General features: G+C 70.1%; 28 protein-coding genes. 9 read left to right on the plus strand and 19 right to left on the minus strand.

Annotation, left to right across the window (positions count from 1 at the left end; translation table 11 throughout):
• Positions 1 to 53 precede the first annotated feature (53 nt).
• Complete coding sequence (locus ACIREE_RS33430; RefSeq protein WP_404160698.1) at positions 54 to 479, plus strand: DUF6299 family protein; 426 nt, start codon at positions 54 to 56, stop codon at positions 477 to 479.
• A gap of 154 nt (positions 480 to 633) precedes the next feature.
• On the opposite strand, the gene ACIREE_RS33435 is transcribed toward ACIREE_RS33430, so the two are convergent.
• The 5 genes from ACIREE_RS33435 to ACIREE_RS33455 all read right to left on the minus strand — a co-directional run bounded on the left by ACIREE_RS33435 (position 634) and on the right by ACIREE_RS33455 (position 5,528).
• Positions 634 to 1,026, minus strand: coding sequence for a VOC family protein (locus ACIREE_RS33435; RefSeq protein WP_404160701.1), 393 nt, complete (start codon positions 1,024 to 1,026; stop codon positions 634 to 636).
• 62 nt (positions 1,027 to 1,088) lie between these two features.
• Positions 1,089 to 2,168 carry a hypothetical protein gene (locus ACIREE_RS33440; RefSeq protein WP_404160703.1) on the minus strand — a complete coding sequence of 360 codons (1,080 nt, stop codon included), beginning with the start codon at positions 2,166 to 2,168 and terminating at the stop codon, positions 1,089 to 1,091.
• Positions 2,169 to 2,395: 227 nt separating this feature from the next.
• Positions 2,396 to 3,376: a TIGR03557 family F420-dependent LLM class oxidoreductase gene (locus ACIREE_RS33445; protein WP_404160706.1), complete on the minus strand. Its 981-nt coding sequence runs from the start codon at positions 3,374 to 3,376 to the stop codon at positions 2,396 to 2,398.
• 72 nt (positions 3,377 to 3,448) lie between these two features.
• Positions 3,449 to 3,775 carry a plasmid stabilization protein gene (locus ACIREE_RS33450; RefSeq protein ID WP_404160709.1) on the minus strand — a complete coding sequence of 109 codons (327 nt, stop codon included), beginning with the start codon at positions 3,773 to 3,775 and terminating at the stop codon, positions 3,449 to 3,451.
• Positions 3,776 to 3,983: 208 nt separating this feature from the next.
• Positions 3,984 to 5,528, minus strand: a complete 1,545-nt coding sequence (locus ACIREE_RS33455) for a trypsin-like serine protease (RefSeq protein WP_404160712.1) — start codon at positions 5,526 to 5,528, stop codon at positions 3,984 to 3,986.
• Positions 5,529 to 5,680: 152 nt separating this feature from the next.
• On the opposite strand from ACIREE_RS33455, the gene ACIREE_RS33460 reads away from it, so the two are divergent.
• Positions 5,681 to 5,944, plus strand: a complete 264-nt coding sequence (locus ACIREE_RS33460) for a hypothetical protein (protein ID WP_404160715.1) — start codon at positions 5,681 to 5,683, stop codon at positions 5,942 to 5,944.
• Positions 5,945 to 6,039: 95 nt separating this feature from the next.
• On the opposite strand, the gene ACIREE_RS33465 is transcribed toward ACIREE_RS33460, so the two are convergent.
• The 3 genes from ACIREE_RS33465 to ACIREE_RS33475 all read right to left on the minus strand — a co-directional run bounded on the left by ACIREE_RS33465 (position 6,040) and on the right by ACIREE_RS33475 (position 9,332).
• The gene (locus ACIREE_RS33465; RefSeq protein WP_404160718.1) at positions 6,040 to 7,470 is read right to left on the minus strand and encodes an alpha/beta hydrolase; all 1,431 of its coding nucleotides are present in this window, start codon (positions 7,468 to 7,470) and stop codon (positions 6,040 to 6,042) included.
• Between the two features lie 273 nt (positions 7,471 to 7,743).
• Complete coding sequence (locus ACIREE_RS33470; protein ID WP_404160721.1) at positions 7,744 to 8,355, minus strand: hypothetical protein; 612 nt, start codon at positions 8,353 to 8,355, stop codon at positions 7,744 to 7,746.
• A gap of 299 nt (positions 8,356 to 8,654) precedes the next feature.
• Positions 8,655 to 9,332, minus strand: a complete 678-nt coding sequence (locus tag ACIREE_RS33475) for a hypothetical protein (RefSeq protein ID WP_404160724.1) — start codon at positions 9,330 to 9,332, stop codon at positions 8,655 to 8,657.
• Between the two features lie 281 nt (positions 9,333 to 9,613).
• Between ACIREE_RS33475 and ACIREE_RS33480 the strand changes: the two genes are divergently transcribed.
• Positions 9,614 to 10,540 carry an NADP-dependent oxidoreductase gene (locus ACIREE_RS33480; RefSeq protein WP_404160910.1) on the plus strand — a complete coding sequence of 309 codons (927 nt, stop codon included), beginning with the start codon at positions 9,614 to 9,616 and terminating at the stop codon, positions 10,538 to 10,540.
• 95 nt (positions 10,541 to 10,635) lie between these two features.
• Here ACIREE_RS33480 and ACIREE_RS33485 read toward each other — a convergent pair whose 3' ends face one another.
• The 4 genes from ACIREE_RS33485 to ACIREE_RS33500 are packed head-to-tail and all read right to left on the minus strand — an operon-like array spanning position 10,636 to position 13,322.
• Positions 10,636 to 10,932: a hypothetical protein gene (locus ACIREE_RS33485; RefSeq protein WP_404160727.1), complete on the minus strand. Its 297-nt coding sequence runs from the start codon at positions 10,930 to 10,932 to the stop codon at positions 10,636 to 10,638.
• Positions 10,929 to 11,831, minus strand: coding sequence for an alpha/beta fold hydrolase (locus tag ACIREE_RS33490; protein WP_404160730.1), 903 nt, complete (start codon positions 11,829 to 11,831; stop codon positions 10,929 to 10,931). The genes ACIREE_RS33485 and ACIREE_RS33490 overlap by 4 nt, the downstream gene beginning before the upstream one ends.
• 13 nt (positions 11,832 to 11,844) lie before the next feature.
• On the minus strand, positions 11,845 to 13,089 hold the full coding sequence (locus ACIREE_RS33495; protein ID WP_404160732.1) for a beta-ketoacyl-[acyl-carrier-protein] synthase family protein: 1,245 nt from the start codon (positions 13,087 to 13,089) through the stop codon (positions 11,845 to 11,847).
• Positions 13,086 to 13,322 carry a phosphopantetheine-binding protein gene (locus ACIREE_RS33500; RefSeq protein WP_404160735.1) on the minus strand — a complete coding sequence of 79 codons (237 nt, stop codon included), beginning with the start codon at positions 13,320 to 13,322 and terminating at the stop codon, positions 13,086 to 13,088. The genes ACIREE_RS33495 and ACIREE_RS33500 overlap by 4 nt, the downstream gene beginning before the upstream one ends.
• Positions 13,323 to 13,524: 202 nt before the next feature.
• Here ACIREE_RS33500 and ACIREE_RS33505 point away from each other — a divergent pair, with 202 nt between their 5' ends.
• Positions 13,525 to 13,926 (plus strand): hypothetical protein, encoded by a 402-nt coding sequence (locus tag ACIREE_RS33505; protein WP_404160738.1) that lies wholly within the window; start codon positions 13,525 to 13,527, stop codon positions 13,924 to 13,926.
• Between the two features lie 29 nt (positions 13,927 to 13,955).
• Here ACIREE_RS33505 and ACIREE_RS33510 read toward each other — a convergent pair whose 3' ends face one another.
• A complete protein-coding gene (locus tag ACIREE_RS33510; RefSeq protein ID WP_404160740.1) occupies positions 13,956 to 14,723 on the minus strand; it encodes an SDR family NAD(P)-dependent oxidoreductase in 768 nt (255 codons plus the stop codon).
• A 150-nt stretch (positions 14,724 to 14,873) separates the two neighbouring features.
• On the opposite strand from ACIREE_RS33510, the gene map reads away from it, so the two are divergent.
• Positions 14,874 to 15,656 (plus strand): type I methionyl aminopeptidase, encoded by a 783-nt coding sequence (map, locus tag ACIREE_RS33515; protein ID WP_404160743.1) that lies wholly within the window; start codon positions 14,874 to 14,876, stop codon positions 15,654 to 15,656.
• 44 nt (positions 15,657 to 15,700) lie between these two features.
• On the opposite strand, the gene ACIREE_RS33520 is transcribed toward map, so the two are convergent.
• From ACIREE_RS33520 to ACIREE_RS33535, 4 genes are read right to left on the minus strand one after another with little or no spacing between them, the layout of a single operon-like run.
• On the minus strand, positions 15,701 to 16,159 hold the full coding sequence (locus ACIREE_RS33520; protein ID WP_404160746.1) for a MaoC family dehydratase: 459 nt from the start codon (positions 16,157 to 16,159) through the stop codon (positions 15,701 to 15,703).
• Positions 16,160 to 16,173: 14 nt separating this feature from the next.
• Positions 16,174 to 17,694: an o-succinylbenzoate--CoA ligase gene (gene menE / locus ACIREE_RS33525; RefSeq protein WP_404160749.1), complete on the minus strand. Its 1,521-nt coding sequence runs from the start codon at positions 17,692 to 17,694 to the stop codon at positions 16,174 to 16,176.
• Positions 17,695 to 17,718: 24 nt separating this feature from the next.
• Positions 17,719 to 18,621: an amidohydrolase family protein gene (locus ACIREE_RS33530; protein ID WP_404160752.1), complete on the minus strand. Its 903-nt coding sequence runs from the start codon at positions 18,619 to 18,621 to the stop codon at positions 17,719 to 17,721.
• Entirely contained in the window at positions 18,618 to 19,535 is a 918-nt protein-coding gene (locus ACIREE_RS33535) for an SDR family NAD(P)-dependent oxidoreductase (protein ID WP_404160754.1), read from the minus strand. Before ACIREE_RS33535 ends, ACIREE_RS33530 begins: the two co-directional genes overlap by 4 nt.
• 186 nt (positions 19,536 to 19,721) lie before the next feature.
• Here ACIREE_RS33535 and ACIREE_RS33540 point away from each other — a divergent pair, with 186 nt between their 5' ends.
• The 4 genes from ACIREE_RS33540 to ACIREE_RS33555 all read left to right on the plus strand — a co-directional run bounded on the left by ACIREE_RS33540 (position 19,722) and on the right by ACIREE_RS33555 (position 24,304).
• Positions 19,722 to 20,183: a MarR family winged helix-turn-helix transcriptional regulator gene (locus ACIREE_RS33540; protein WP_404160757.1), complete on the plus strand. Its 462-nt coding sequence runs from the start codon at positions 19,722 to 19,724 to the stop codon at positions 20,181 to 20,183.
• Between the two features lie 35 nt (positions 20,184 to 20,218).
• Positions 20,219 to 21,049 carry a PaaX family transcriptional regulator C-terminal domain-containing protein gene (locus ACIREE_RS33545; protein ID WP_404160760.1) on the plus strand — a complete coding sequence of 277 codons (831 nt, stop codon included), beginning with the start codon at positions 20,219 to 20,221 and terminating at the stop codon, positions 21,047 to 21,049.
• A 265-nt stretch (positions 21,050 to 21,314) separates the two neighbouring features.
• Entirely contained in the window at positions 21,315 to 22,703 is a 1,389-nt protein-coding gene (locus ACIREE_RS33550) for an alpha/beta hydrolase (protein ID WP_404160763.1), read from the plus strand.
• A gap of 23 nt (positions 22,704 to 22,726) precedes the next feature.
• Positions 22,727 to 24,304: an MFS transporter gene (locus ACIREE_RS33555; protein ID WP_404160766.1), complete on the plus strand. Its 1,578-nt coding sequence runs from the start codon at positions 22,727 to 22,729 to the stop codon at positions 24,302 to 24,304.
• Here ACIREE_RS33555 and ACIREE_RS33560 read toward each other — a convergent pair.
• Both ACIREE_RS33560 and ACIREE_RS33565 read right to left on the minus strand, forming a co-directional pair.
• Complete coding sequence (locus tag ACIREE_RS33560; RefSeq protein ID WP_404160769.1) at positions 24,294 to 24,581, minus strand: SHOCT domain-containing protein; 288 nt, start codon at positions 24,579 to 24,581, stop codon at positions 24,294 to 24,296. The two genes, ACIREE_RS33555 and ACIREE_RS33560, sit on opposite strands and share 11 nt — an antisense overlap.
• A gap of 75 nt (positions 24,582 to 24,656) precedes the next feature.
• Complete coding sequence (locus tag ACIREE_RS33565; protein WP_404160772.1) at positions 24,657 to 25,106, minus strand: DUF6325 family protein; 450 nt, start codon at positions 25,104 to 25,106, stop codon at positions 24,657 to 24,659.
• Positions 25,107 to 25,186 lie beyond the last annotated feature (80 nt).

Genomic DNA, 25,186 nt, shown 5'->3' on the forward strand with positions numbered 1-25,186 from the left:
ACCCGACGCGGTGTGCCGGTTATGAATGGAGTCCCGAAATTAGGAGATTTTCCATGTCATCTCGGTCTCGCATCGTCTTGGGCACGACGGTCGGCGTCTCACTTCTGCTCGGCGCTCAGACATCCACCGCTGCCGAACCGAACGAGTTCGTCACTGTTGATTCGCTCGGCCGCGTCGCCACGGACGGCACGGTGACGCTGTCCGGTACCTACCGCTGCCATCACGCCACCGGCATCGCCTTCCTCTCCTCCTCCGTCAAGCAGGGCCCCACCCGCGTTCAGCATGGCATCGGCGGTTCCACTGCCCTGTGCGACGGGCTCGAGCACCATTGGAAGAACTCCGGCAAGGCCGGCGGCGACGTGCTCAAGCCCGGTGTCGTGCACGTGGAGGCCACCGTGATGGAACTTCGTCCGCAACACGGCCTGCCCCTCCCGTACTTCCACGCGGTGTACAAGGGGGACGTGACACTCGGCAACTGAGTCCCGGCTCCGTCCTGCCTTACGCGAACCGGCGTGTACCAGGCCAACCGCATCAGCGAAGACCCCTTTACGCCTGCGGCTTGGCCTGGGCTCCCTTTGTCCGCGGCGGGGTCGCCGGGCCGGCGCGGGCCGAGCCGCGCACGAGGCCGAGCGCCTACTGCGGTGGGGTCGCGATCTGGATCAGGTTGCCGCAGGTGTCGTCGAGGACGGCTGTGGTGACGGGGCCCATCGCCGTGGGCTCCTGGGTGAAGCGGACGCCGAGGCCCCGCAGCCGCTCGTACTCCACCTGCACGTCGTCGACGGCGAACTGGGCCAGCGGAATGCCGTCCGCGACGAGCGTGTCGCGGTAGGTCCTGGCGGCCGGGTGAGCGGCAGGCTCCAGGAGAAGTTCGGGACCGCCGGGCTCGTCGGGCGAGACGACGGTCAGCCACCGGTCCGTCTCGCCCACCGGCACGTCGTGCTTCTTCACGAACCCGAGGATCTCGGTGTAGAAATGCAGCGCTTTGGCCTGGTCGTCGACGAAGACACTGGTCAGGTGGATCTTCACGGGTGCTCTCCTACGGTTCGGATGTGCCGGGCACGGGCCGTCACGCGATGATCGCGCAGATCCTACGAGGCAGGGAGAGCCGGGGAGACAGGTGAGGCGGGGGACGGCGCGCTGCGGGGCAACACGATGCCCGCTTCCTGGGCCGCGGCGCCCGGACGCAGGGTCCAGGGGACCGTGCCCGTGGTGGTCAACCATTCGTTCGCGATCAGACGTTGCACCACGAATCCTTTGAGCGGACGGGCGAGATCCCAGCCGAGCCCCTCGCTGAGCTGCGTGTACGAAGGGCCGTGACCGTGCTGCGCGCGGAAGGACAGGGTGAACCGGGCTGCCTCGGGGCCGCGGTCAGGATGGGCGTCCTTCCACTCCCCGTAGGCCGTGCGCTGCCGACGCGGCACGGGACGCCATTGAGCGGGAACGGTGAATGCGGCGGCCACGTCCTCGACGGTACGGGCGCAGCGCGTACAGGTCTCCACGGATTGCACGTGGCGCAACAACGCGGGGCTTGCCTTCAGCTTCCATGCTTCCCACGCTGCGGGATCGAAGTCGAGGCTCCGCGCTGCCGCGTCCTCCTCAGCGGCCACGCCGTCCGGAGTCTCGGGGACCATGCCGGACAGATGCGCGACGGCGGGAGCCAGCATGAAGTGTTCGCCGTCGATCGATGTGGCCTGCGTGGCCTGCATGGCTTGCGTTGTCTGTCTGACCTTCGTGACTTGTGTGAGAAAGCCCCTGGCAACCAGCTCCGGCACCGCGTCCCGGCACGCCGCGGGCATCTCGCCGGGCAGCTCTCCACCGGTCCGGGGCGAACTGTGTGCCGCCATGAACAGGGCAGCCCAACGGGCCTCGACCGACGCCTTCTTGAGCGGCTTCGCCGCAAGCGTTTTCGTCACCCACCCGGACACCCGCGAACGCGTGAGCTTGCCGAAAGGCAACGGCTTGCCCTCACGCGCCACGAGGTCGGGCACGGCCACAGCCACCGGCGCCTCGAAGTCGGGATCCAGCAGCTCATCCGCCACGTCCCAGCCCAAGCCCCGCAGTGCGTCCAAGGTGCCGCGCGGATCGGACAGTCGCAGGCCGCGCAGATCGAGACCGGTGACGTTCCCCGAACCGCCCTGTGCCGCCCGAATGGCCACGATCGTCGCCAACAGGCGGCTCCCGTCCTCGGGAAGCCGAAGACCCACGACGTAGCGAAGGAGCTCGCGGGCCGCCCGGCCCTGCGAACTGGTCAACAAGCACGGCAGAGCGCTGGTACGCGTCTCGGGATCCTGAGGCCTGGAAGGTAGGGACATACCGCGACAACGCGCCCAAGCAGCCGCGGTTACGCGAAACCCCGCATCGGGGTCACCACCGCATGCCCAGGGTGCCGAGGTGATCAGGATGGTGTGCCGGTCGGCTTCAGTTGGCGGATGCGTGTGTCGAGTTCGCGCTGATAGAAGTCGATGAAGCCGTCGGGGTCGGGACCGGCGTTCTGCATGACCAGCCTGTCGAAACCGGCGTCGACGAAAGGCTGGGCCGCCTTGAGGAACCGGTCCGGATCGGTGCCGCAGGCGAACTTCTCCAGAATGTCCTCCTCGCGCACGGTCGAGGTCGCGGCATCGAAGTTGACCGGGTTGGGCAGCTCGCTCATGACCTTCCACCCGGTCAGGGCCCAGCGCGAGGTCTCCAGCGCCGCCTGCGCCGCGGTGTGTTCGTCGGGCGCCCAGGCCATCGGGACCTCGGCGTAGCGGGGGCCGGCGCCCCCGGCCTTCTCGTAATGCTGGACGATTTCCGGTTTCGCTTCGGTGGCGAACAGACCGTCGCCGAGTTCCGCGGCGACGCGTGCGGACAGTGAGCCGCTGGCGGCGACCGCGATCAGCGGCAGTTCGCCGGGGAGGTCGAATACGCGGGCGTCCTGCAGCTGCAGATGCTTGCCCTCGTAGGACTGGTACCCCCCGCCCCACAGCAGCCGGATGATCTCCAGGGCCTCTTTGAGCATCTCGTGCCGGGGACGGACCGTGTTGGGGAAGCCGGGGCCGACGACGTGTTCGTTGAGGCGCTCTCCGGATCCGACACCGAGGACGAACCGTCCGTCGGACATCAGGGCAAGAGTGGCGGCCGCTTGAGCGATGATCGCCGGGTGGTACCGGACGGTCGGACAGGTCACACCGGTCGCAAGCCCGATCCGTGAGGTCTTGGCAGCGATGCCGCCGAGCACCGTCCAGGCGAAGGGGGAGTGGCCTTGATTGTCGAGCCACGGGTGATAGTGGTCGCTGATCTCGACGAAGTCGAAGCCCGCCTGCTCTGCCAGAACGGCCTGTCGTACCAGCTCCACCGGGCCGAAGGCCTCGGCGGCCAGCTTGTAACCTACCTGCACGTGTTCCTCGTTCCTCAGGTTGTTCGTCGGGTATTCCGGCCGGTCGGGGGGTGCCGTCGGCGGTCTCGGGTGTCAGCGTCCGAGGGCCTTGGCCAGATCCCGCTTGTTCATCGACGAACGGCCCGCGACGCCCCGCTTCTTGGCCTCCGCGTAGAGCTGGTCCTTCGTCGGTCCCTGCGCGCCGCTGTGGGAGCGTTCGCCGCCGCGCTCCGACGCGGACTTCTTGTCACGGGTGGAGGTCTTGCTCGCCGTTTCCGACTCGCCGGAACGGGCGCGTTCCTTGTTCACAGTGCGCGCCGCGATCTCCTTGGCCCGCCCCTTGGACGTGCCGCGCTTCTCGGCGCTGTCCTTGATGTGCTCGTACTGGCGCTCACGCTTCGCGTTCGAACCCTGCGGCATGGAGTGTCCTTCCCGACGGGTGCGGCAAGATCAGCCGCTGCCGATGGTGTCCTGTTCCGGTTGTCCACGGCTTTTCACCCGAAACCGGAACGCATCACTCTCATCTCATGCGGGCTCCGCCAGATGTGCGAGCAGGCAGACACCGAACGGATGAGCGTGCATGGCCCCCGCGTTCGACGCGGGGGCCATGCACTGGGTCAGCGCTTGTTCAGGGCCGGGCCGTGGCGCCGGTGAGGGTGCAGTCCCGGCGGGACAGGTCCAGCTTCGATCCCGTGGTCAGACAGGCCGCGATCATGTCTACCTGCTGGCCGTAGGCGCGGCCCTGCGCGGAGCTCACGGCGCCGTCCCGGTCGACCTCGCAGGGATTGTTCTCGGTGCACTGCTCGCCGTCGCGGTTGTGGGTGTTGTGAATTCCCATGACCGTGTTTCCGTCGGGGGCCAGCAGCGCCGAACCGGATGTGCCGGGCCAGGGGGCGCAGTCCGCACCCGTGGCGTACCGGATCGAGTCGTCCTGCTGGTAGCCGCCTTCGCGCAGATGCGTGACCACGGTCTCGGCGGTGCAGTTCAGGCGGACGCTGGGATAGGCCATGGTCAGCGGGTCGCCTGCGCGTATGGGGGTGGAGGTGAGGCGGAAGACCTTCGCGCCCGCGGCCCGCAACTGCGCGTAGGTCTTGTCCAGGCGGTAGAGCGCGACGTCGGCCCCGGTCATCGTCGCGTACATCAGCCGGTTCGCCCGCGCGGTGGCCTTCGGGTAGCCCTGGCGGTCGGCGATGGGCACCTCCAGGTCGGCGGGCCGGTCCACCAGTGCGGCTCCGGGCGCGGGGCGCTGGTCCCGCACGCAGTGGCCGTTGGTCAGCAGCACTGCCGGGTCCTTCGGGCGGGAGGCGGCGGTGCGGACCACCGACCCCGCGCAGCCGGTCAGGTCCACGGCGCCTTCCACGTTCGGGATCTTGTCGTCCGGGGGCACGTCGGTGCCGGTGATGATGCCGTTGATCCAGTCGGCGTGCCGGGTGACATCGGTGTAGAGCGTCGGTGCCTTGTCGCCGTCGGGCCCGCTGACCGTGCCGACCAGCGCCCACCGGCCGTCCTCGCGGACCAGCGCGGGGCCGCCGGAGTCCATGTTGGCCGCGGCGACGCTGCCGTCGCGGCTGCCGACGCACAGCTCACCCGGGGCGGCGTTCTTGCATACCGAGGTCGGCTGCACCACCGTGTCGGCCTCCCGCAGCCGCGTGGGGTAGCAGGCAGGATCGGCGCTGTCGTCGCAGGTCATGCCCCAGCCCGTGATGTGGACGGGCGTGTTGTCCGCAGGCGTGGTCGAGGCGATCCGCACGGGCTCGCCCCGGACCGGGGTCCGCAGGTGCAGCAACGCGAGGTCCTTGCCCCAGAAACCTCCCTCGTCGTCGTTGGTCGCCAGCCGGTAGTAGTGGTCGACCTCGGCGACCTCGCCCCCGGAGGTGGTGTCCAGCGACCCGACCCGGACCTTCCAGCCACGCGGGACACCCGCTTTCGCGCCGGTCGGGTTCCGGCCGGCGCAGTGGCCGGCGGTGAGTACCCACTGCGGCGCGAGGACCTCCACCCCGCAGCCGTGCTTGTCCGGACGTGGGGGCGCGGGATAGGAGAGCTGGAACGAGCCCATGAACGAGTAGGCCCGGGCCGACTCGGTGCCGCCCACGATGGCCTGCGCCGGAGAGGCACCGGTGAGCGGCGCGGTCACCACGAGCATGGCGCCGAGCAGCAGAGAACGATTTCGCATGTGCCGCACGGTGCTTGGTCATTGAGCGCGCGGTGGGACCACAGGAGGACTGTTTCGTAACAGCGGGACCGGCGGGCATGCCGCGGCTCGTCGACGATCATGTCGGTCCGAACGGCCAGGTCTCAGCGGACAGGGGAGATGAGTCGTGACGCGTGTCCGCAGCGGTCAGCCATGTGTTCCGGCGGCACCGGATGGCGCGCACGGACGTGGGCACGGACGTGCGGGCGCCAGGGACGAGACGGGGGCGCCGTTCCACTGGGGGCCCGGTGCGCAGTGCCGCCGATGCCGCGCTCATGGCCGCGCGGTTCCCGCACGCGGTCGTGCACACGGTGGAGGCGGGACACCGCTCGATGTACGAGCTTCCTGAGGCGGTGCGGGCCGCATTCGAGGACCCGGTGGCCTGCTCGGAGGTGTGAGCGACGGTGTTCGGCCACGGTGTTCGGCCGCGGATCGACCGGCGCATAACGTCTGACGCCGGTCGATCCGCGCGCCGTTCAGGCGGGTGGCATGCTCAGGACGAGGTGGCCGGGCATCGGGCGCCGCGCGGTGGCACGGTCAGGTCGATGAGGTAGTCGTCGACGGCATTCTCCATGCAGGGGCCGCTGGTGACGCTGCCGTGTCCCCGGCCCTCGTAGGTGAGGAGCGCACCGCTGCGGCCCAGTTGCCGGGCCACCGAGACCGCCCACGGGTAGCCGGTCGCAGGGTCGTGGAGTGCGTTGGACACCAGTATCGGCGGGGCGCCGTGGGCCGTCAGACGGTGTTGTGGGTTGGTGGTCGGGGCGCCCAGGCAGGCCGCTGCCATCTGGATCGGCAGGAGCTGGGGCAGGTCGGGTGCGGTCCTGTTCATCACGCCGACGAGTGAGGTGTACTCCTGATAGTCGCGCACCGGCAGGTGCCAGTCCGCGCAGAAGACGGGGGTCGCCGGCGGAAGCGGTGCCACCGAGGTGGGAGAGGCGGGCAGCGGGCTGCTCGCCGCCATCCCGGCGATGCTCGTCGCCAGCTCGGCGTAGTCAGCACCGTAGAAACGCTTGAGAGCAGACTTGTTGACCAGATCGGCCAGCGAAAGCGCGGTCCCCGGTTTGGCGGGATCTTCGAGCTCGCCGCGGCGAGCCCGGTCCAGCAGCCCCTGCCAGACCGCGCGGATGTCGTGACCGTGCAGGGCGCAACTCGACTGTGCGGCACACCACTTGACGAATTCGTCGAACGAGTCCTGTGCCGAGGCCGCCTCGGACCGAAGGAAGTCACGTGTGCTGGTGACGCTGTGGTCTATCACGCTCTCCAGCACCATCGAGCGCACCCGGCGCGGATAGGTCTCGGCGTACTGCGCGCCGAGCAGTGTGCCGTACGAGCTGCCGTGGAAGGTCAGCCGGCCCTCGCCGAGGGCGGCCCGCAGAGCCTCCAGGTCCTGGACCGTCTGGGCGCTGTCAAGGTGGTCGAACACGGGGCCGGTGCGTGCCCGGCAGTCCGCGCGAAGCCGGCTGTTGTAGGCCAGGGTCGCGTCGAAATCCGCCTGGTTCGACAGCTCCGCCGACGGCCGCCCGGCGAGCAGGTCGCCGGAGCACGTCACCGGATTGCTGTCGCCCACACCACGCGGGTCGAAGCTGACGATGTCGAATCTGCGGCGGACCTCGGGACTGAACCGGCTGATGCCGCCCACCACCCGCTCCACGCCGGAGTCGCCCGGGCCCCCGGGACCGAACACCATCGATCCGACACGTGCGTCGGGGTCGGTGGCCTTGCGGCGGGCTATGGCCAGGCCGAACGTCGCCCCGTCCGGGTGCGCCCAGTCGACCGGCACCTCGAGGGTGGCGCACTCGGCCCCCGGGGTGTCCGCCGAGACGCACGGAGCCCACCGCACCGCACCGGCGGCCACCGTCGCCGCCCCCGCTTGCGGCGCGATGGCGAGACCGGCGACGGTGGCGATGCCCGTCACCGCGGCCATGGTCGTGCTCCACACGGCGGTACTGCGAACCGGGGACCTGCCTCTGCCTCTGAACAGCATCAATCGTCCTCCTGACGAGACTGGGCGTGCGAGACGTGCTCGAGAACGTGCGGACCCGGCCGGGGCGTCGCAGCCACGCTAGGCGTGGCGTGGGCTGCCTGGTGCGGATGTCAGGGGTCGTTCCGGGATGAGTCAGGGCTGAACCAGGGATGCCCTGAGCCGGATCCGACGCGGACGCTCAAAAGCGCCAACCACCGTCTGACGTAGAGCTGTTCACACCTGACGCGGAGGCTCCCGGTCGGCCACGACTGCCTCGTTCCTCGCGCGGGCGCGATCGACGAGCCACGCGACCAGGCCGACGAGTACAGCTGCTCCGACTGCGTAGACGGGCAGCCACAGTGTTGTCGTGGCGGACAGGCAGTCGGCAACGGCATCGTGACTCTGGACGTGCTGCGCCTGGGCCAAAGCGGCCCCGTCACGCCCGGCCAGAGTCGCGAGCGCCGCCTCGGTCCTGAGGCTTTCGTAGGCGCCCAGCGCGACACACCTGTCACGCGTTCCGGGCATCGGGAACAGCCAGGCCCAACGCTGCAGCATGGGAGCGAGGGAGATCGACAGACACAGACCGACGACCAGCGAAAACGCCGTCAGATTCCGCACGTACGCGGGCCGGAGGCCGGGAGCGCAGGTCGGGAGCCGGTAGTAGGAGAGGATCACGGCAAGAAGCGTCACCCCGATGTAGGTGGCGAACCACTGCCAGGAACCTTGCGCGAGCATGGCCGTCAGAACGGCGGCGAGCGCGATGCCGATGACCCCGGGCTGGTCGGGAGCGGCGACGCCCGCCCGGGCGGATGTCGTGTTCCGGGTGCCGCGCGTGTGACCGTCCATGGTTCTCCTGACCTGGTGCGGCCCCCAGCATCCGGCCGCGTCGCACCTCCGGCCCGAAGCCATACCGGAGCGCCGCGCGCGCGTGGCCCGGTTGGCGGGGCGTGCGCCTTGCCGCCGGCTCGCCCCGGCGCGACGGGCCAGGGGCAAAGGTCCACACGGCGGGGCCCGGCACGCACACCATGCGGCCGGGCCCCCTTCACTGCTGAACCGCCCGGTGCATGACGCGTACGTACCGGCCACGGCGCACCTGTCGACGGCTGCACCGTCACGCCTGCCGGAGCCTTCGCCCGGACCCGGTGTCAGGCTCCGGCATCCGCCTTGACCGGGGCGGGCGTGACGGCAGCGGTGGCCGAGGCCGGACGGCCGCTGTACAGCACCGAGTTGCGCTGCTTGCTCTTGTCGATCTTGGCCTTGCCCACGAGCCGGTCGAGGGTGTTGCGCAGGACCTGCGGCTTGAGGGCGGACCGGTCGGGGTGTGCCTCGGTGAGCTTCTTCTGGATGTCGGCGGCGGTGAGCGGATCGCCGGGCTGCTGGGCGAGCAGGGACACCACGAGGTCACCAAGCGTCGGTACCGCGGCGGTCGTCTTCACCGTGCCCGCTGCGGCCTTGCGTGCTGCGGGCTTCGAATTCTGTCCGCTCGGAGCCTTCTTGCCGTTCGGCTTCGCCGTCTTCGCAGCCGGCTTCTTGGCCGCCTTGACCGCCTTGGCCGGGGCCTTCTTCGCGGAGACCGCCGCGGCGGGGGAGTCCTGACGAGGAGCGGGCACGGCCGCACCTGCCGGAGCAGTCGTCTCCTGCGCACCAGCGGCCGCGGCGTCGGGCCCGATGGCGCCCCGCAGCGTGACGAGATAGGCGTGGTCCTGCTCCAACTGCGCAAGCTGCTCACTGAGTTGCGCCCGCTCGGCACGGTTCTTCTCGATGTCCGCGGCGATGCTCTCCGCGTACTTGTTCTGGATGAGGTTCTCCGACTCGCCGGCCATGGCGCCACGCTCCTTGTGCCTCAGGGGTAGTGCTGGTGGATGCTACCCACCCTTGAGGCGCGCGGTGTTGAACTTACGAAGGTTCAACACCGCCGGCGGGGGTTCCCCGCATCCGTCCCGGGGTGTGCGGCTCACCGTGCTGCCCGCGCTGAGCCTGATGGCGGGCACGGGTGGCCGCGTCGACTGCCTGCGGCAAACATGGGTACCGGGAGCACTGCTGACCCACACCACGAGTCCGGCCGGAGTGAAGCATGGGCAACGACAAGAGTGAACAGGCCACGATGAAGGCCATGACGTATGACCAGTACGGGGACAGCGGCGTCCTGTCGTCGACCGAGCAGCCGGTGCCGAAGGTGGGCCCCGGTGAGGTTCTTGTACGGGTGCGCTACGCCGCGGTGAACCCGGTCGACTGGAAGGTGATGGCCGGCGGCCTGGACGCGATGCTGGACGCCGTCTTTCCGGTGATCCCGGGCTGGGACGTCTCCGGGGTCGTGGAGCAGGTGGGTGTAGACGCCCCGGAGTTCACGGTGGGGGACGAGGTCTTCTCCTACGCCCGTAAGGATTACGTGCACGGGGGAACGTTCGCGGAGTTCGTGGCGGTCCCCGTACGCGCCCTGGTCGCCAAGCCGCGCTCCCTGAGCTGGGGTGAGGCGGCCGGTCTGCCCCTGGCGGGGCTTACCGCGTACCAGACCCTGACCCGTCTGGACACGGGCAGCGGTGACACGGTGCTGATCCACGGGGCAGCCGGCGGCGTCGGTACGTTCGGCGTACAGATCGCCCGGGCCCTCGGAGCCCGCGTCATCGCCACGGCGTCCGAGAGCAATCACGACCGGCTGAGGGAGCTCGGGGCGGAGCCGGTCAGCTACGGGGACGGTGTGATCGACCGGATCAAGGCGCTGGCACCCGAGGGAGTGGACGTGGTCGTCGACTACGTCGGCGGGGTGCTGGACACCACGCGGGCGGTGCTGCGCGAAGGCGGCAGGCATGCGTCGATCGCCGATCCGGACGTCACCGGCGCCGGTGGTCAGTGGATGTGGGCACGCCCGGACGCGGCGGGACTGCGGGCGCTGTCCGACCTCGCGGACAAGGGACAGCTGCGGGTGCCGATCGCCGAGACGTTCCCGCTGGAGCGTCTCGCGGATGCCTTCGAGCTCAGCCAGACGGGGCATGTGCACGGAAAGATCCTCATCCGCGTCTCGGACGAGTGATGGAGGACGCGTGACAGAGGACGCGTGACGAAGAGCGCCCCGCGGCCGCTCACGATGGGCTGCCGCGGAGGCGCTCCGCGCCCCGGCTCGGGTGATCAGGCCCTGACGTGGCGGGCGGTCGCGGCGGGCCCGGGGTTCACCGGACTGCCCTGCCGTGGGGTGCGGCGGGAGGGCGCGGGCCTGCCCAGCCACAGGGAGGTCGTGGCCAGGAGACCGCTGAATACGGCGAGAAGAAGGAGCGACACCCACATCTGCCTGCTGCCCGGGTGCAACCATCCTGTCCACGCGGCGGCCGCTGCCCATAGGACGGTTCCTCCCGTGTAGAAGACGCGAATACGGCGCAGCCCGCGCACCGCCGAGGAACGCTCAGGGAGTTCGGTGGTTGCTGTCATGCGGGCCGTGTACCCGCTCTTCGCCCGTTCACCGGAAGCGGATCGGCGATGTCGGAACTGCCTGCCGTCGGCTCTTGCATGAGGAAGGACGCCACCAAGGACGTGACTGCTTCGGGACGCTGCAGCGGCAGCATGTGATCGCAGTCGGGAAAGGTCACGAAGCGGCTGTCGTCGATCGTCGCGTTAAAGGCGTGCTGCCGTTCGAGAGGGTGGAGGTGGTCGTGTTCACCGGTGAAGACCATGGTGGGTACCCCCGTCAGGCCGCCCGTCAGGGGATGGTGACGGCTGGTCAGGGCGGTCGCCAGCAGGTCGACCTTGTGGGGCGTGCGGGCCGCGTTGCGCATGAAGCGCTGCAGGTAGCCGAGGGTCAGCTCGCGGCGGTGCACGGAATGGCTCTCGTCGAGGCAGAGCAGGCGCTCGGCCATCAGCGCGGCGAAGCCGTCCGCGTCACCGGCCCGCGCCCGGTCGGTGGCACGCCGCAAGTGGGCCACGAGCTCTTCGGTGACCTGGTCGGGGACGCCTCCGATGAGCAGACGCGCGACGCGCTCGGGGCGGCGCTGTGCGTACTGGAACGAGACGGCCGCGCCCAGGGAGTACCCGTAGAGGTTGACGCGCGGGGCGCCGAGGTCCTCGATGATGCCCTCGAGTCCTACGCAGAGCGTGTCCACGTCGTCCCGGTCCGCGCCTTGGAAGGCCGTGGACCGCAGACCGGGCAGGTCCACGGTGACCAGGCTCGCCCTGGGCAGTACGGTCCCCTCCAGGTACGCCCAGTCGTGCATGCCCTCGAGCACCCCGCCCAGCAGGATGACCGGCTCGACGGTGGGGGTCGACGGCTGGAGCACCCGGTAGGTGTACGCCACCCCTTGCACGGTCACGGTGCGGATGTGCTCCTTGATCATGCTTCTTCCCGGTTCAGTCACGAGCGAGGACAAGGACGGAGTTGTGCCCGCCGAAGCCGAGCGAGGTGCTCATCGCACAGTTCAGGCGAGCCGTTCTCGCCGACTGGGCCACTACGTCGACGGGGACGCCCGGGTCCTGCGTCTGCAGGTTCACCGTGGCCGGCACCAGCTGGTTCTCCAGGGCGAGGACGGTGAAGGCCGCCTCGATGCCGCCGGCGGCGCCCAGCGTGTGCCCGGTCATCGCCTTCGTGGAGGTCACCAGTGGGCCGTCACCCAGGACGCGGTGCAGCACGGCGGCTTCCACCAGGTCGTTCATGACGGTGGATGTGCCATGGGCGTTGACGTGCTGGATGTCGCCGGGGCCCACATCGGCGTCGGTCAGCGCGGCGCGCAGCGCCAGCTCGATGCCGGCCTCGCTCGGGGCGACCGGTGAGGAAGCCTCACTGGAGGTGGCCGCCCCGTACCCGAGGACGGCGGCCCTGGACCCTGCGCCTCGGGCCCGGGCATGATCCGCACGCTCCAGCACCAGGATTCCGGCCCCTTCCCCCACGACGAAGCCGTCCCTGTCCACATCGAACGGGCGGCACGCGGCGGCGGGGTCCTCGGTGCGGGTGGACAAGGCCTTCGCGTTGCATGTTCCGGCGAAGACCGCACGGCTGCTCATGGACTCGGCACCGCCGGTGATGGCGATGTCGCAGGCCCCGGCGCGCAACAGCTGAAGAGCGGTGCCGATGGCGTCGGTGCCGGAGGAACATGCGGTGGCCACCGCCAGGCTGGGCCCCCGCGTGCCGAGATCCCGGGCGACACTTCCGGCTGCCCCGTTGACGACGCTCAGCGGTGCCAGCCGCGGCGACACGCGGCGTGCGCCACGCGCGGTGAGCGCGCTCTGCTGCTCGTCGTAGAAGTCGAGACCGCCGTGGGCCGAGCCGATGACCACCGCGACGCGTGTGCTGTCCCAGATGTCAGGGCCGAGCCCGGCGTCCGCCACGGCCTCCCGCGCCGCGACCACCGCCAGTTGGGCGAAGCGGTCCATGAGCCGGGAACTGGCCACACCGAGCACGGCGTCGATGTCGAGGCCGCCGACGGTGTACATGAAGTCGCAGGGCAGATCCTGCAGCGAGGGTGGCCGCCGCACGCCGCGGGGAGCGGTCGCACCGGTGACCTGGCTCCACGTCTCTTTCACGCCGATACCCGCGGCGGTCACCAGGCCAAGTCCCGTCACAGCGACGGCGATGGGGTCGTGCCTCGCAGTGCTCATGCTGTCGCTGTCCTCTGACGAACGATGCTCATCAGTGTCTCGACCGTGTCACGCGACGTCAGGGTCGTGTCGGCCAGGTCGATGGCGCACTCGTCCTCGATCAGCAGGAGCAACTCCTCCAGCGCGAGGGAGTCGATGGCCAGCTTGTACAGGGGAGCGTCGGGGGAGACGTTGTCGAGGCGGACCCCGAAGTTCTTGTTCAAGAGAACCGTGACACGCTCAGTGGCTTCCACTTCGGTACCGCTCCTTATCGCTCCTTGCTCACGATGGTCACCTTGGGAAACGCGTCAATGCGCGCGAGGTCACGGCTGCCGGCGATGCCGATATCGAACTGGACGGGCACCCGTTCTCCGGGGTATGGAAGGCCTGTTGGCGGCACGGGACCTTTTCGCTGAAGGGTGTGTTCCGCTGCGAGAGTGCGGCAACTCGCTGGACATGGACACTGCACACGCGGTCGTACTCGCCCGTGGAAAATTCATCGACTACACGCATGTCGGCTGGTTGGACGTACTCCTCAACATTGCCGTCATCGCCGCCCTCTGGGGTCTCTTCGCCTGGATCGCGGGCGCCTGGCGCGATCGTCGGCCGCGCCCCGACGAGCCGGAGAAGAAGGGCCCCAGCGCGCGAACCAGAATGATCGCGCTTCCGCTCTCCGTGGTCGGGGCGCTCGTCATGCTGGCGACGGGGATCGTCGTGCGGGGGGACGCGGCTCCGCGGGGCGAGGACGCTTCGTTCCTGATCGTCGCCGGCCTCGTGGTGCTGGTCTTCTGGGCTGCGGCGGGGTGGTGGCTCAGGCCCGGCGCACGTGCTCGGCGGAACGTCGCGGCAACCCGGTGACCTCGGCTCTTCGTCGCCGCTCCGCGCGCTCAGGGCAGCCGAACTCCGGTGAGGCGGTGCAACTCGTCGAGGAGGGCGTCCTGGAACGCGGCGTCGGAAACCGCCGGGAGCGGCTCCCGGCGGCGCCGGTGGAACCAGTAGCCGCCACTGACGGCTGCCTCCGGTTCGTCGCTCCCGGCGAGCCAGACCTGTGTCGTGCGGCCCAGCGTGAGGTCGTCCGACGCGCTCGGCCCACCCATGCGGGTGGGGACCCAGCCCGGATCGACGACGTTGCTGAGCACGTCCGGCCACCGCCTGGCCACCGCGAAGGCGAGCGTGGCGACGAGAAGTTTGCTGTCGCAGTACGCCTGGACGCCACTCCATCGCCGCGCCGTCCAGTCGAGGTCGTCCAGGGACGTGCTGCCGTCGCTGAGCATGCCGCTGCTGATGTGGACGAGCCGGTCCGGACGCGTGATCTCGGCGGTCAGCACGTAGGGCGCGAGCACGTTCACGGCCAGCGTGCGCGGGTGGCCCCCGGAGGTCGCCACGCGCTCGGAGTCGATGTAGATGCCCGCGTTGTGGATGACCGTGTCCATCCTGCCGAGCGCGTTGAGCTGCTCGGCGAGCGCGTGCGTCTCCTTGGCGTCGGAGAGATCACCGACGACCACTCCGTAGGCCCGGTCCGCGAGGGTGCCCAGGTCCGCCGCCCGCGACGGGTTGCGTGCGTGCAGGACGACTTGGTGCCCTTCGTCGAGCAGATCCAAGGCGGCCGCTCTGCCAAGTCCTTCGGTGGATCCGGTGATGAAGATGCGTGCCATGCGAGGTCACCGCTTCCGTGTGAAGTGATCGTGGCAGCGTACGGCCGCGCTTGCCCTGTTGAGGCTCGCCCCCGTGGCGGAGCTGCGTCCGATTCCAATACCGGTATAGTATGGACGGTATAGTTATTGGCTGCGTGAGAAGAGTGCCACATGATCGAGATCCTCAACCCCGCCCTGCTGGACCGAGCGAAAGTCACCGGCGCCCTGGTCGCCGACATTCTGCAGACGCTGAAGAGTCGCAGCACGGTCGGCACGAACCTGCTGGACATCGACCGGTGGGCCAAGGCCATGATCGTCGAGGCGGGAGCGGAGTCCTGCTACGTCGACTACGCCCCATCCTTTGGACGTGGCCCGTTCAACCATTACATCTGCACGGGCGTCAACGACGCCGTGCTCCACGGCAGGCCGCACGAGTACACACTTGCCGACGGCGATCTGCTGACACTCGACCTCGCGGTCTCCAAGGGCGGAGTCGCCGCAGACGCTGCCATCAGCTTCATCGTGGGCGACGCCAAGCCCTCGGAGAGCATCGCGATGATCAGCACGACCGAGCGCGCGCTGGCCGCCGGTATCGCCGTTGCCGGGCCGGGGGCTCGTATCGGCGACATCTCCCATGCCATCGGCACGGTCCTCAGCGAGGCGGGGTACCCCATCAACACCGAGTTCGGAGGTCATGGCATCGGATCGACGATGCACCAGGACCCGCACATCTCGAACTCCGGACGGCCCGGCCGTGGGTACAAGCTCCGCCCAGGGCTGCTGCTGGCGCTGGAGCCCTGGGTCATGGCGGACACCGCTGAACTCGTCACCGATGACGACGGGTGGACGCTCCGCAGTGCGACAGGCTGCCGGACGGCGCACAGCGAGCACACGATCGCCATCACCGAGGACGGAGCCGAGATCCTCACCCTGCCGACGCAGGGACAGGTGTGAGGCCGAAGCTCCCGCGGACCGCCACGGCTCCCTGACGCCGTCCCTCAGGCGTAGAACCGGGAAAGGCTCTGCAGCACCGCTGCCGGCTTCGCCCCGCCCTCGATCTCGATCGTTCCGTCGACGGTGATCTGTACTCCGCCGCCGGCCACCCGCTCGACGGCCGAGAGTTTCCCGACGAGGCGGATGCGCGCGCCCACCTTCACGGGCGCGGGGAAACGCACCTTGTTCAGGCCGTAGTTGACCTTCGTCGTGACGCCTTGGACATCGAGGAGCTCGGTGAACAGGGGGATGAACAGGGAGAGGGTCAGGTAGCCGTGGGCGATGGGGGCGCCGAAGGGGCCGGCGGCGGCCTTCTCGGGGTCGACGTGGATCCACTGGTGATCGCCGGTGGCGTCCGCGAACGTGTTGATCTGGTCCTGGGTGATCTCGATCCATCGGCTGGTGCCGAGGTCGCTGCCCGCGAGCTTCTCGAGGTCGTCCAGGCCGTTGACGGTGAGGCTCATGCTCTTCGTAGTCCTTACGGGAGTTGACGGTTTCCGTACCGGTCGCGCACGCGCGCTTTGAGGAGCTTTCCGGAGGCGGTGCGCGGGAGTTCGTCCGTGATCACCACGGACTTGGGGATCTTGTACTTGGCGAGGCGGTCGGCCAGGGACGCCAGCACCTCGTCCGGGTCCGGGCGGGTGCCCTCGCGCGGGACCACGACCGCGCGCGGCACTTCGCCCCACTTGTCGTCGGGTACGCCGATGACCGCGCACTCGGCGACGTCCGGGTGCAGGAGGAGGAGGTCTTCGATCTCGGCGGGGTACACGTTCTCCCCGCCGGAGATGATCATGTCCTTGATGCGGTCGACGATATGGACGTAGCCGTCCTCGTCGGTCCTGGCCGCGTCGCCGCTGCGGAACCAGCCGTCGGAGAAGGCCGCGGCCGTCGCGTCGGGCAGGCCCCAGTAGCCGGGCATGACATGCGGGCCGCGCACCAGGATCTCGCCGGTCTCGCCGGCTTCGGTGGAGGTGAGGTCCGGGCGTACGACGCGTACGTCCGTGAAAAAGTGCGGCACGCCCGCCGAACCGGCCTTCTCCACCGCGTGTTCGGCGTCCAGGAAGAGGGCGCCCGGCGAGGCCTCGGTCATGCCGTAGCCCTGCAGGAAGGTGAGGCCGCGCTCTTGATACGTGGCGATGAGTGCGGTCGGCACGGGGGCACCGCCGCACAGAAGGGTGCGCAACGAGGTGAGCTCGGCTGTGGGCCAGGCGGGCTGCCGCGCCACCAGGTCGTACATGGTGGGCACCCCGAACATGGTCGTGATCCGGTGTTCCTCGATCAGCCGCAGTGTGTGCTCCGGGTCGAAGGAATCGACGAGGACACAGGTGCCGCCCTTGAGGAGGACCGGCAGGGCGAGCATGTTCAGGCCCGCCGTGTGGAAGAGCGGGGCGCTGACCAGGGCGCGTTCGTCGGCGGCGAGGTCGGTGTCGACGAGGACGTTGACGGCGTTCCAGGTGAGGTTGGCGTGGGTGAGCATGGCGCCCTTGGGACGGCCCGTGGTGCCCGAGGTGTACATGATGATGCAGGTGTCGTCGCCGGTGACCGTCTCGTCGATGGCCTCGTCCGTGGCCGCCGACGCGATCAACTGCTCGTACTCCGGGCCGACTTCGACGTACGTACGGACGTCCGTGCTGCCCGGGAGGCCGCCCACCAGGGGCCGGTGTGCGGGGGAGTGGATGAGGACCTTGGCGCCCGAGTCGGCCAGTTGGTAGGCGATCTCGGGCCCTGCGAGGCGGGTGTTGAGCGGGACGAAAACCGCGCCGAGGACGCCGGCCGCGAAGAACGTCTCCAGGTAGGCGGGGTGGTTGGGGCCGAGGTGTGCCACGCGGTCGCCCCGGCGGATCCCGCGGGCGCGCAGGGCATGGGCGAGGCGGGTGGTGCGCGTGTGGAGTTTGGCGTACGTGTGCCGCGTGCCCGTGCCGTCGTGGACCAGGGCCGTGCGGTGCGGGGTCTTGCGGGCCCGGCGAGCGGGCCACGACCCCAGTCCCTCGTTGCGCATCCTGTCTCCTACGGTTTCTGTCTCCTACGGTTTCGTCAGCCCCAGCAGGCGAGCCGCGTTCTCCTTGAGGATCTTCGGCCGCACCTCATCCTTGATGGGAAGCTTCGCGAAGTCGGCGAGCCAGCGGTCGGGGGTGAGAACCGGGTAGTCGGAGCCGAAGAGGACCTTGTCCTTGAGCAACGTGTTGGCGTACTGGACCAGTTGAGGCGGGAAGTACTTCGGTGACCAACCGGAGAGGTCGATGTGCACGCCGGGCTTGTGGGTGGCGACCGCGAGGGCCTCGTCCTGCCAGGGGAAGGACGGATGCGCCAGGATGATCTTCAGGTGCGGGAAGTCGGCCGCCACGTCGTCCACGTGCAGCGGGTTGCTGTACTTCAGGCGGATGCCGCCGCCCCCGGGGACGCCCGCGCCGATGCCGGTCTGCCCGGTGTGGAAGAGGGCGATGGCGCCGGCCTCTTCGATGACCTCGTACAACGCGTAGGCCACGGAACGGTCGTTGGGGAAGAACCCCTGGATGGAGGGGTGGAACTTGAATCCTCTGACCCCGTACTCCTCGACCAGGCGGCGGGCCTGCCGGACGCCCGCCTTGCCGCGGAACGGGTCGATGGAGGCGAAGGGGATCAGCACGTCCGGGTTGGCGGCGGCCGCCTCGGCGACCTCCTCGTTGGGGACGGGCGCGGTTCCCGTCGCGGATTCGGCGTCGACGGTGAAGACGACTGCCGCCATCCGCCGCTCGCGGTAGTACGCCGCCATCTCCTCCAGGGTCGGCTTCCGCTTCCCCTCGATCTTGAAGTACGCGGAGGAGGCGTCGTGCAGGTCGTCGTCGAGGGAGGCATGGCCCTTGGAGGAGACCTCCGCGTGCGTGTGGACGTCGATCGCGACCAGATCGTCAGGGTTGATGCCGGGGTTGCCGCCCGCGGTGCTCATGAGGCCTCCGGGACACGAGGTGCGGGGATGCCGACCGTCTGGGGCTCGGCGCCGACCGACGTGGGCCAGGCGTCGGCGAGCGCTTCAGGGGTCCAGCCCCCGTCCGCGTAGGCCGACTTGATCTCCTGCGGGTGGGACCAGAGGGTGACCCGGTCGCCGCCGATGCCGATGGCCTGCCCGGTGATGTCGCGGGCGGCGTCGGATGCGAGGAAGGGGACCAGGGCCGCGCAGTCCTCGGGGGTGCCGAAGCCCTCGCCCTTGCGGAGGAAGTCGGGGAGCGGTGCGCCGCCGCGCATGGCCTCGACGTACGGGGCGAAGGCGGGGATCGTCTCGGTCATGGCGGTCGCGGCGACGGGCACGATCGCGTTCACCGTGATCTGCGCGCGGGCGAGCTCCATCGACCACGTACGGGCCATGGCGGCGATGCCCGCCTTGGCGGCCGCGTAGTTGGTCTGCCCGAAGTTGCCGCGCTGGCCCGCCGGGGAGCCGACCAGGATGAGAGTGCCGCCCCTGCCTTGCTCGCGCATCCGGACGGCGGCGGCGCGGGCGCAGGTGAACGTGCCCTTGAGATGGGTGGTGACCACCGCGTCGAAGTCGTCGTCGGTCATCTTCCACAGCACCTTGTCGCGCAGGATGCCCGCGTTGGTGACCAGTACGTCGAGGCGCCCGAACTCGGCCACGGCGCGGGCGACTAGGCGGTCGGCGGCCTCGGCGGTGCCGACCGGGACGACCTCGGCGACGGCCGTGCCGCCCGCGTCGGTGATGGACTTGACGGCCGCCTCGGCAACGGCTTCGTCGATGTCGTTGACGACGACGGAGGCGCCATGGGCGGCCAGGGCGTGCGCGTAGGCGAGGCCGAGGCCCCGGCCGCTGCCGGTGACGACGGCTGCCTTGCCGGTGAGGTCTATGGACACGTGCAAGTCCTTTCACGGGGACGTGACTTGGGGGGCGCTGCGCCCGGGTCCGGGTGGCGGACGGATCGGGGGCGCGGTGCCTGAATGGAAGTTAAGAGCAATAATTGGTGGCGTCAATAGTTGTTGGCGGCTGGTTCGTGCGTCAGACTGGGCACCGATACGCACGCACGGAACCAGGGAGACCGCATGAACCCCGCCCCCATCGACGCGCACGAGCCGTGGATGCGCAGACTGCACGCCGACACGGGCTATCTGCTGTACCGGCTGGGACTGCGGTCGGGGCAGCTGTTCAACGCCTCGCTCCAGGAATCCGGATTGCGCCTGCGCCACTACGCGGTACTGCGCTTCCTGGCCACCTCGGAGGGCGCCCTGCAAAGGGAGTTGAGCGCCCGGCTCGGCTACGACCCGAGCGCGATCGTCGGCCTCGTCGACGACCTGGAGAAGGCCGGCTTCGTCGAGCGCCGCCCCGCGCCGGACGACCGGCGCAGCCGTATCGTCGTGCTCACCGGGGACGGGCGCGGCTTTCTCCGCGACACGGACGAGGCGGGACAGCGTGTCACGGCCGAGCTGCTCGACCCCCTCGCGGCCGACGAGCGCGAAACGCTGCACGCGTTGCTGCTGCGCATCGCGGAGGCAGGACTCGCCTGACCCGTGTCCCGCCGAGCGCCGGTTACCGTACCCGGGTGAGTATCGACACCACCCCTCGCCCGCAGTCCCTGATGCTGAGCTTCCTCGGTGATCAAGTACTCGGGCGCGGGGTGTGCGTGTACTCCGGCAGTGTCATCGAAGTGTTCGCGCGGGCCGGGGTCGGCGAGCACGCGACCCGTTCGACCCTGACCCGGATGGCGGGCCGCGGCCTGCTGCGCCGTCAACGCGAGGGCAGGCGCACGTACTTCGGGCTCACCGACCGCTCCGAGGAGATCCTGCGCGACGGCGAACGCCGCATCTGGCAGACCGGCGCCGTCAACGACGACTGGGACGGCACCTGGTCGTTGCTCGGGTTCTCGCTGCCCGACTCCTGGCAGCGGCAGCGGCACGATCTGCGCGCGCAGCTCACCTGGGCCGGGTTCGGGCCGCTGTTCAGCGGCCTGTGGATCGCGCCCGGCGCCGTGGACGTCGCGGGCATCGTCGCCGAGCTCGGTCTCGCCGCGCACGTCAAGGTGTTCCGGGCCACGGCGGACATCGGGATGGATGTCGCCGAGATGATCGACGACACCTGGGACCTGGCCGGACTCGCCCGCGCCTACCGGGAGTTCGGCGACCAGTGGCGGCGTTACGCGGGTCGGGACGCGGTGTGTGCGCAGGACGCGCTCGCGCTGCGGCTGCGGCTCGCGACCGATTGGCTCGGCGTCATCCGCGGCGACCCCCGACTGCCGGTGGAGCACCTGCCGGCGGAGTGGCCGGCGGGGCCGGCGCAGGACCTGTTCCGCACGGTGCACGAGCGGCTCGACGGGTCCGCGAGGGACGCGGCGCGGCGCGTGATCGAAACGGTGCCGGTGCGCGCGGAGGCATAACCCTTCCGTCGCCACGGAACCGCGCCCGCTGCGTCCGCTGCCCGCCTGCCGCGCGCCTGCCGTGCGTCCGGCGCCCGTCTGGCATCCGTCTGGCATCCGTCAGTTCTGCGTCTGTCCATGTGTCCGCGCGTCTGTTCCGATGTTGTGCATTTCATTGACTGCCGTTTGGGAACTGCCTTACATTCCGTGCCGATCCCCAGTCCGCTCAGTGCACTGAGCATCGCCCGCCCCCCCAGCGCTTCCGCCCGCAGATCGGAGCCCCGTCATGCCCGCCCGCATACGTGTGACAGCCGCCCTGGCAGCGGCCGCCGCCCTCTGCCTCGCCGCGCCGGGCACTGCCCGCGCCGACACCGCCGCCGCGCAGCACCTCACCGGCACCCTCGCCGACGGCGCCACCTGGATCGCGGACGCCCCGGCGCCCGGCCAATGGAACGGCACCCTGCTCCTGTTCAGCCACGGTTTCGGGCCCACCGTCGCCCAGGACGCCCCGTCCGACGCGGCCCGCGCCGCCCTGCTCGCCGAGGGATACGCCCTGACCGGATCCTCGTACGACCCGAACGGATCCCAGTGGGCCCTCGCCAGTGCCGAACGCGATCAGTTCGCCACCCTCGACGCCGTCACCGCGAAGATCGGCGAACCGCGCCGCACCTTGTCGGTGGGCCAGTCCATGGGCGGCCTCGTCAACGCGCAGATCGCCCGCGACGGAGCCGGCCGCGTCGACGGCGCCCTCGGCCTGTGCGGACTCGTGGCGGGCGGCACCGACCTCGACAACTACCAGCTCGACGCCGAGTACACGATCGCCCGACTCCTGCTCCCCGGCGAGGAGTTGCGGCTCGTCGGCTTCGACTCGCAGAGCCGGGCTGCCGCCACCGCCGACCGTCTCACCGCCGCCGTCACCACCGCCCAGACCACGCCCGGCGGACGCGCCCGCATCGCCCTCGCCGCCGCCTACCTCAACGTCCCCGACTGGGCCCCCGGCAAGGACCGACCGGCCGCCGACGACTGGCAGGGGCAGGAGGAACAGCAGTACGCCTGGCTCGCCCAGGGCCTGCTCTCCTTCGTCGAGGGCGGTCGGTACGCCATGGAACGGTCGGTCGGCGGCAACAACTCCTGGAATCGCGGCGTCGATTACGCCGCCCTGCTCTCCACATCCCCGCACGCACCTCGCGTCCGCGCCCTGTACCGGGCGGCCGGACTCGACCTGCGCGCCGATCTCGACGAGCTCACCGCCGGCGCCGCCGTCACGGCGGACCCGGCCGCCGTCCGCGCCGCCGCGCGCACCTCGTCGGCGGGACAGGGCCTCGCCGTACCCCTGCTCGACGTACACACCACGGCCGACAACCTCGTCCCCGTCGAGCAGGAGAACCGCTTCGCCGACCGCGTCCGCGCGTCCGGTGACGGCGCGCTGCTGCGCCAGGCCTACGTCGAGCGACAGGGGCACTGCGCGTTCACCACCGCCGAGACGGTCGCCGCCGTGCATGCCGTGGAGCGCCGCGTGGCCACCGGCCACTGGGGCGCCGTCGCCGAACCCGCCGCGTTGCAGCGGGCGGCCCTCGCTCTCGGCCTGGACGGAGCGGCGTACGTCCCCTACCGCGCCGACGAGTTGACGGTGGGCCGCGAGTCCGCCCGCACCGCCCCGCCCTCCCGGCACTGACGACGACGTAGGGAAGCTCCTTCATGAACACATCGAGTACACCAGAGACGTCAGACACGCCGGGTACACCTGACCCGTCGAAGGTGCCGCCGCGGCTCGCGATCGGCACGCTCATCGCGGGCTGTCTCGCCGTCTGCCTCGCCCAGATCGGCATCGCCATCCCGGCCACGCTCAACGGCCTGTTCCAGGAACATCTGCACCCGGTCGGCTCTCAACTCACTTGGATATCCGACGCGTTCCTGCTCCCGGTCACCGTTCTGGAGCTGTCGTTCGGCGTGCTCGGCGACCTCTTCGGGCGCAAGCGGCTGCTCGTCGGCGGCGCGGTGCTGCTCGGCGCGGGCGAGGTGGTCGCCGCGGCGAGCAGCGGCATCCACCAACTGTGGGCCGGGCAGGCGCTCGCCGGGCTGGGCGCCGCCGCGCTCTTCCCGACCTCGCTCGCGATGATCGCCGCGGGCACCACGGGCCATGCCCAGCGCGCGAGGGCCATCGCCCTGTGGGCCTCCAGTCTCTCCGCGGGCGGTTTCCTCGCGCCGCTGCTCGGCGGCATCACGGGGACCTACGGCTCATGGCGCTGGTCGTTCGTGGTCGTGGCGATCGTCGCGGGGCTGAGCGCACTGATCAGCCTGTTGTTCGCCACCAACTCCTCGTCCCCCGAGGGGCGTTCGCTCGACATCGGCGGTCAGGTCACCATCGGCGTCGGCCTCTTCGCGCTGCTCTACGCCGTCATCCAGGGGCCGACCGACGGGTGGGGCTCGGCACCGGTGGTGGTCGCGTTCGTCGTCGCGGCCGTCTTCGTCTGCCTGTTCGTGGTGGCCGAGCACCGGGCGCGGTCGCCGCTGCTGCGGCTCGACCTGTTCCGCAACCGCTCGTTCGCGGTCGCGTCCGTCGTCGCCGTCGTCGGCATGTTCAGCTTCCTGGGCACCGCGTACGGGGCGAGCATCAGGCTCGGCCCGATCCAGCACCAGAGCCCGATGCGCACGGCCTTCGCGTTCCTGCTCCTGAATGGCATCACCCCCTTCCTGACGCCACTCACCTCCCGGCTGCTCGCCCGAGTCCCCGCGCGCACGCTGCTCAGCGCGGGGCTCGCGCTGATCGCCGCGGGTGACTTCGTCGCGGCCACGCTCGACGTCGACGACCGCGCCCTGACCTCGCTGATCCTGCCGCTCGGTTTGGTCGGCATCGGCTTCGCGTTCACCGTCTCCTCCATCACGGCGACGGCCGTGAACACGGTCCCGGTGCACCTCGCGGGCATGGCCAGCGCCTCCACGAACCTGCTGCGGGACTTCGGCTTCACGCTGGGCCCCGCCGTCATCGGCGCCGTCGCCCTCAGCCAGGCCGCATCCCGCGTCACGGGCGCGCTCCCCGGCTCGGCCCTGCCCGCCGACGCGAAGACCGCGGCGCACGAGGTGCTGGCGGAGGGCGGCCCGCTCGCGCTGAACTCCGTACCCCCGAACTCCCCACCGGGGGCGGCCCGTTCATTCGCTCTCGACGCGCTCGGGCACGGCTACTCGATCGGCTTCGCGGTGTGCGGCGGCGCCGCTTTGTTCGCGGCGCTGCTCGTACTCGTCGCCCTGCGCGGTGCCAGGGCCATCAGGAGCTGAGGATCCGCGCCTTCTCCGCAGCGAACTCCGCGTCCGTGAGGACCCCTTGGGACTTGAGGTTCGCGAGCGCGGAGAGCTGGGCGACGCGGTCCGTGGCGGCCGGCGGGGGAGCGGCCGCCGGTGCCTGAGCCGCTGCCTGCGCGGCCGCCTGGTCGACCAGCGCCTGCTGCTGGGCCTGCGCGTCCATCTGGCGGTGTGTGTCCCGCTCGGCCGCGCGGCGGTTCACACGGTTGGAGACCGCGGAAGCGGTTCCCGCGATCGCCGCGGTGCGTGCCACCGTGCCGAGCAAGCCGGGTCGTCCTGATCGTCGCGGCATGGGGCGCCGCCCTTCGTCGTGTCGATGCGTCAGAAGTCAGGTGGTGTCGAGCGCCGCGATCGCCGCGAGCACGGCTTTCCTGGGGATGCGTTCCAGCATCATGATCTCGCCTTTGGAGCGGCGCAGCGCGGCGCTGAGTTGGGCCGCCCACGTGTTCTCCCAGACCACGATCATGGCCGAGGACCCAGGGGTCAGGTCATCGGTGACGGCCCGCAGGTCCGCGTCGCTGAGCAGGTCGAACTGGACGTCGGTGACGTGCTGAAACGCATCGGCCACCTCTGTGTCCGATGTGTCCGACAGTTCGACGATGACGACCGAGCCGTCGGCGTCCTTTCTGACGAAGGTCAGGTCGAGGACGTGCACGGTCCCGTTCTGCTGGAGTTCCTGCAGGGCCGGCACGATGTTGCCGTCGAAGCGGCTGCCTTGGAAGGCGACTACGGCGACGTCCACCGGGCCGACGGTGTCGGCGTTGAGGCCATGGGGCACGGGTCCACCTTCCTCACACAGAAGAGCCGGACACGTATGAGCGTAGGGCGAACCCGGGGATGTGCCCAGGGCCGCACGGC

Origin of the sequence: Streptomyces sp. NPDC102467 (assembly GCF_044765445.1) — a bacterium.
In the GTDB taxonomy this organism is placed as follows: domain Bacteria; phylum Actinomycetota; class Actinomycetes; order Streptomycetales; family Streptomycetaceae; genus Streptomyces.

What these genes read in the sequence shown, in the direction of transcription:
- ACIREE_RS33480 (WP_404160910.1), top strand. Translation starts at nt 9,614, where the DNA reads ATGAAGGCCATGACGTATGACCAGTACGGGGACAGCGGCGTCCTGTCG.
- map (WP_404160743.1), top strand. Translation starts at nt 14,874, where the DNA reads ATGATCGAGATCCTCAACCCCGCCCTGCTGGACCGAGCGAAAGTCACC.
- ACIREE_RS33540 (WP_404160757.1), top strand. Translation starts at nt 19,722, where the DNA reads ATGAACCCCGCCCCCATCGACGCGCACGAGCCGTGGATGCGCAGACTG.
- ACIREE_RS33450 (WP_404160709.1), bottom strand. Translation starts at nt 3,775, where the DNA reads ATGCCGCAGGGTTCGAACGCGAAGCGTGAGCGCCAGTACGAGCACATC.
- ACIREE_RS33430 (WP_404160698.1), top strand. Translation starts at nt 54, where the DNA reads ATGTCATCTCGGTCTCGCATCGTCTTGGGCACGACGGTCGGCGTCTCA.
- ACIREE_RS33555 (WP_404160766.1), top strand. Translation starts at nt 22,727, where the DNA reads ATGAACACATCGAGTACACCAGAGACGTCAGACACGCCGGGTACACCT.
- ACIREE_RS33485 (WP_404160727.1), bottom strand. Translation starts at nt 10,932, where the DNA reads ATGACAGCAACCACCGAACTCCCTGAGCGTTCCTCGGCGGTGCGCGGG.
- ACIREE_RS33550 (WP_404160763.1), top strand. Translation starts at nt 21,315, where the DNA reads ATGCCCGCCCGCATACGTGTGACAGCCGCCCTGGCAGCGGCCGCCGCC.
- ACIREE_RS33530 (WP_404160752.1), bottom strand. Translation starts at nt 18,621, where the DNA reads ATGAGCACCGCGGGCGGCAACCCCGGCATCAACCCTGACGATCTGGTC.
- ACIREE_RS33520 (WP_404160746.1), bottom strand. Translation starts at nt 16,159, where the DNA reads ATGAGCCTCACCGTCAACGGCCTGGACGACCTCGAGAAGCTCGCGGGC.
- ACIREE_RS33505 (WP_404160738.1), top strand. Translation starts at nt 13,525, where the DNA reads ATGGACACTGCACACGCGGTCGTACTCGCCCGTGGAAAATTCATCGAC.
- ACIREE_RS33495 (WP_404160732.1), bottom strand. Translation starts at nt 13,089, where the DNA reads ATGAGCACTGCGAGGCACGACCCCATCGCCGTCGCTGTGACGGGACTT.
- ACIREE_RS33465 (WP_404160718.1), bottom strand. Translation starts at nt 7,470, where the DNA reads ATGGCCGCGGTGACGGGCATCGCCACCGTCGCCGGTCTCGCCATCGCG.
- ACIREE_RS33470 (WP_404160721.1), bottom strand. Translation starts at nt 8,355, where the DNA reads ATGGACGGTCACACGCGCGGCACCCGGAACACGACATCCGCCCGGGCG.
- ACIREE_RS33475 (WP_404160724.1), bottom strand. Translation starts at nt 9,332, where the DNA reads ATGGCCGGCGAGTCGGAGAACCTCATCCAGAACAAGTACGCGGAGAGC.
- ACIREE_RS33490 (WP_404160730.1), bottom strand. Translation starts at nt 11,831, where the DNA reads ATGATCAAGGAGCACATCCGCACCGTGACCGTGCAAGGGGTGGCGTAC.
- ACIREE_RS33510 (WP_404160740.1), bottom strand. Translation starts at nt 14,723, where the DNA reads ATGGCACGCATCTTCATCACCGGATCCACCGAAGGACTTGGCAGAGCG.
- menE (WP_404160749.1), bottom strand. Translation starts at nt 17,694, where the DNA reads ATGCGCAACGAGGGACTGGGGTCGTGGCCCGCTCGCCGGGCCCGCAAG.
- ACIREE_RS33455 (WP_404160712.1), bottom strand. Translation starts at nt 5,528, where the DNA reads ATGCGAAATCGTTCTCTGCTGCTCGGCGCCATGCTCGTGGTGACCGCG.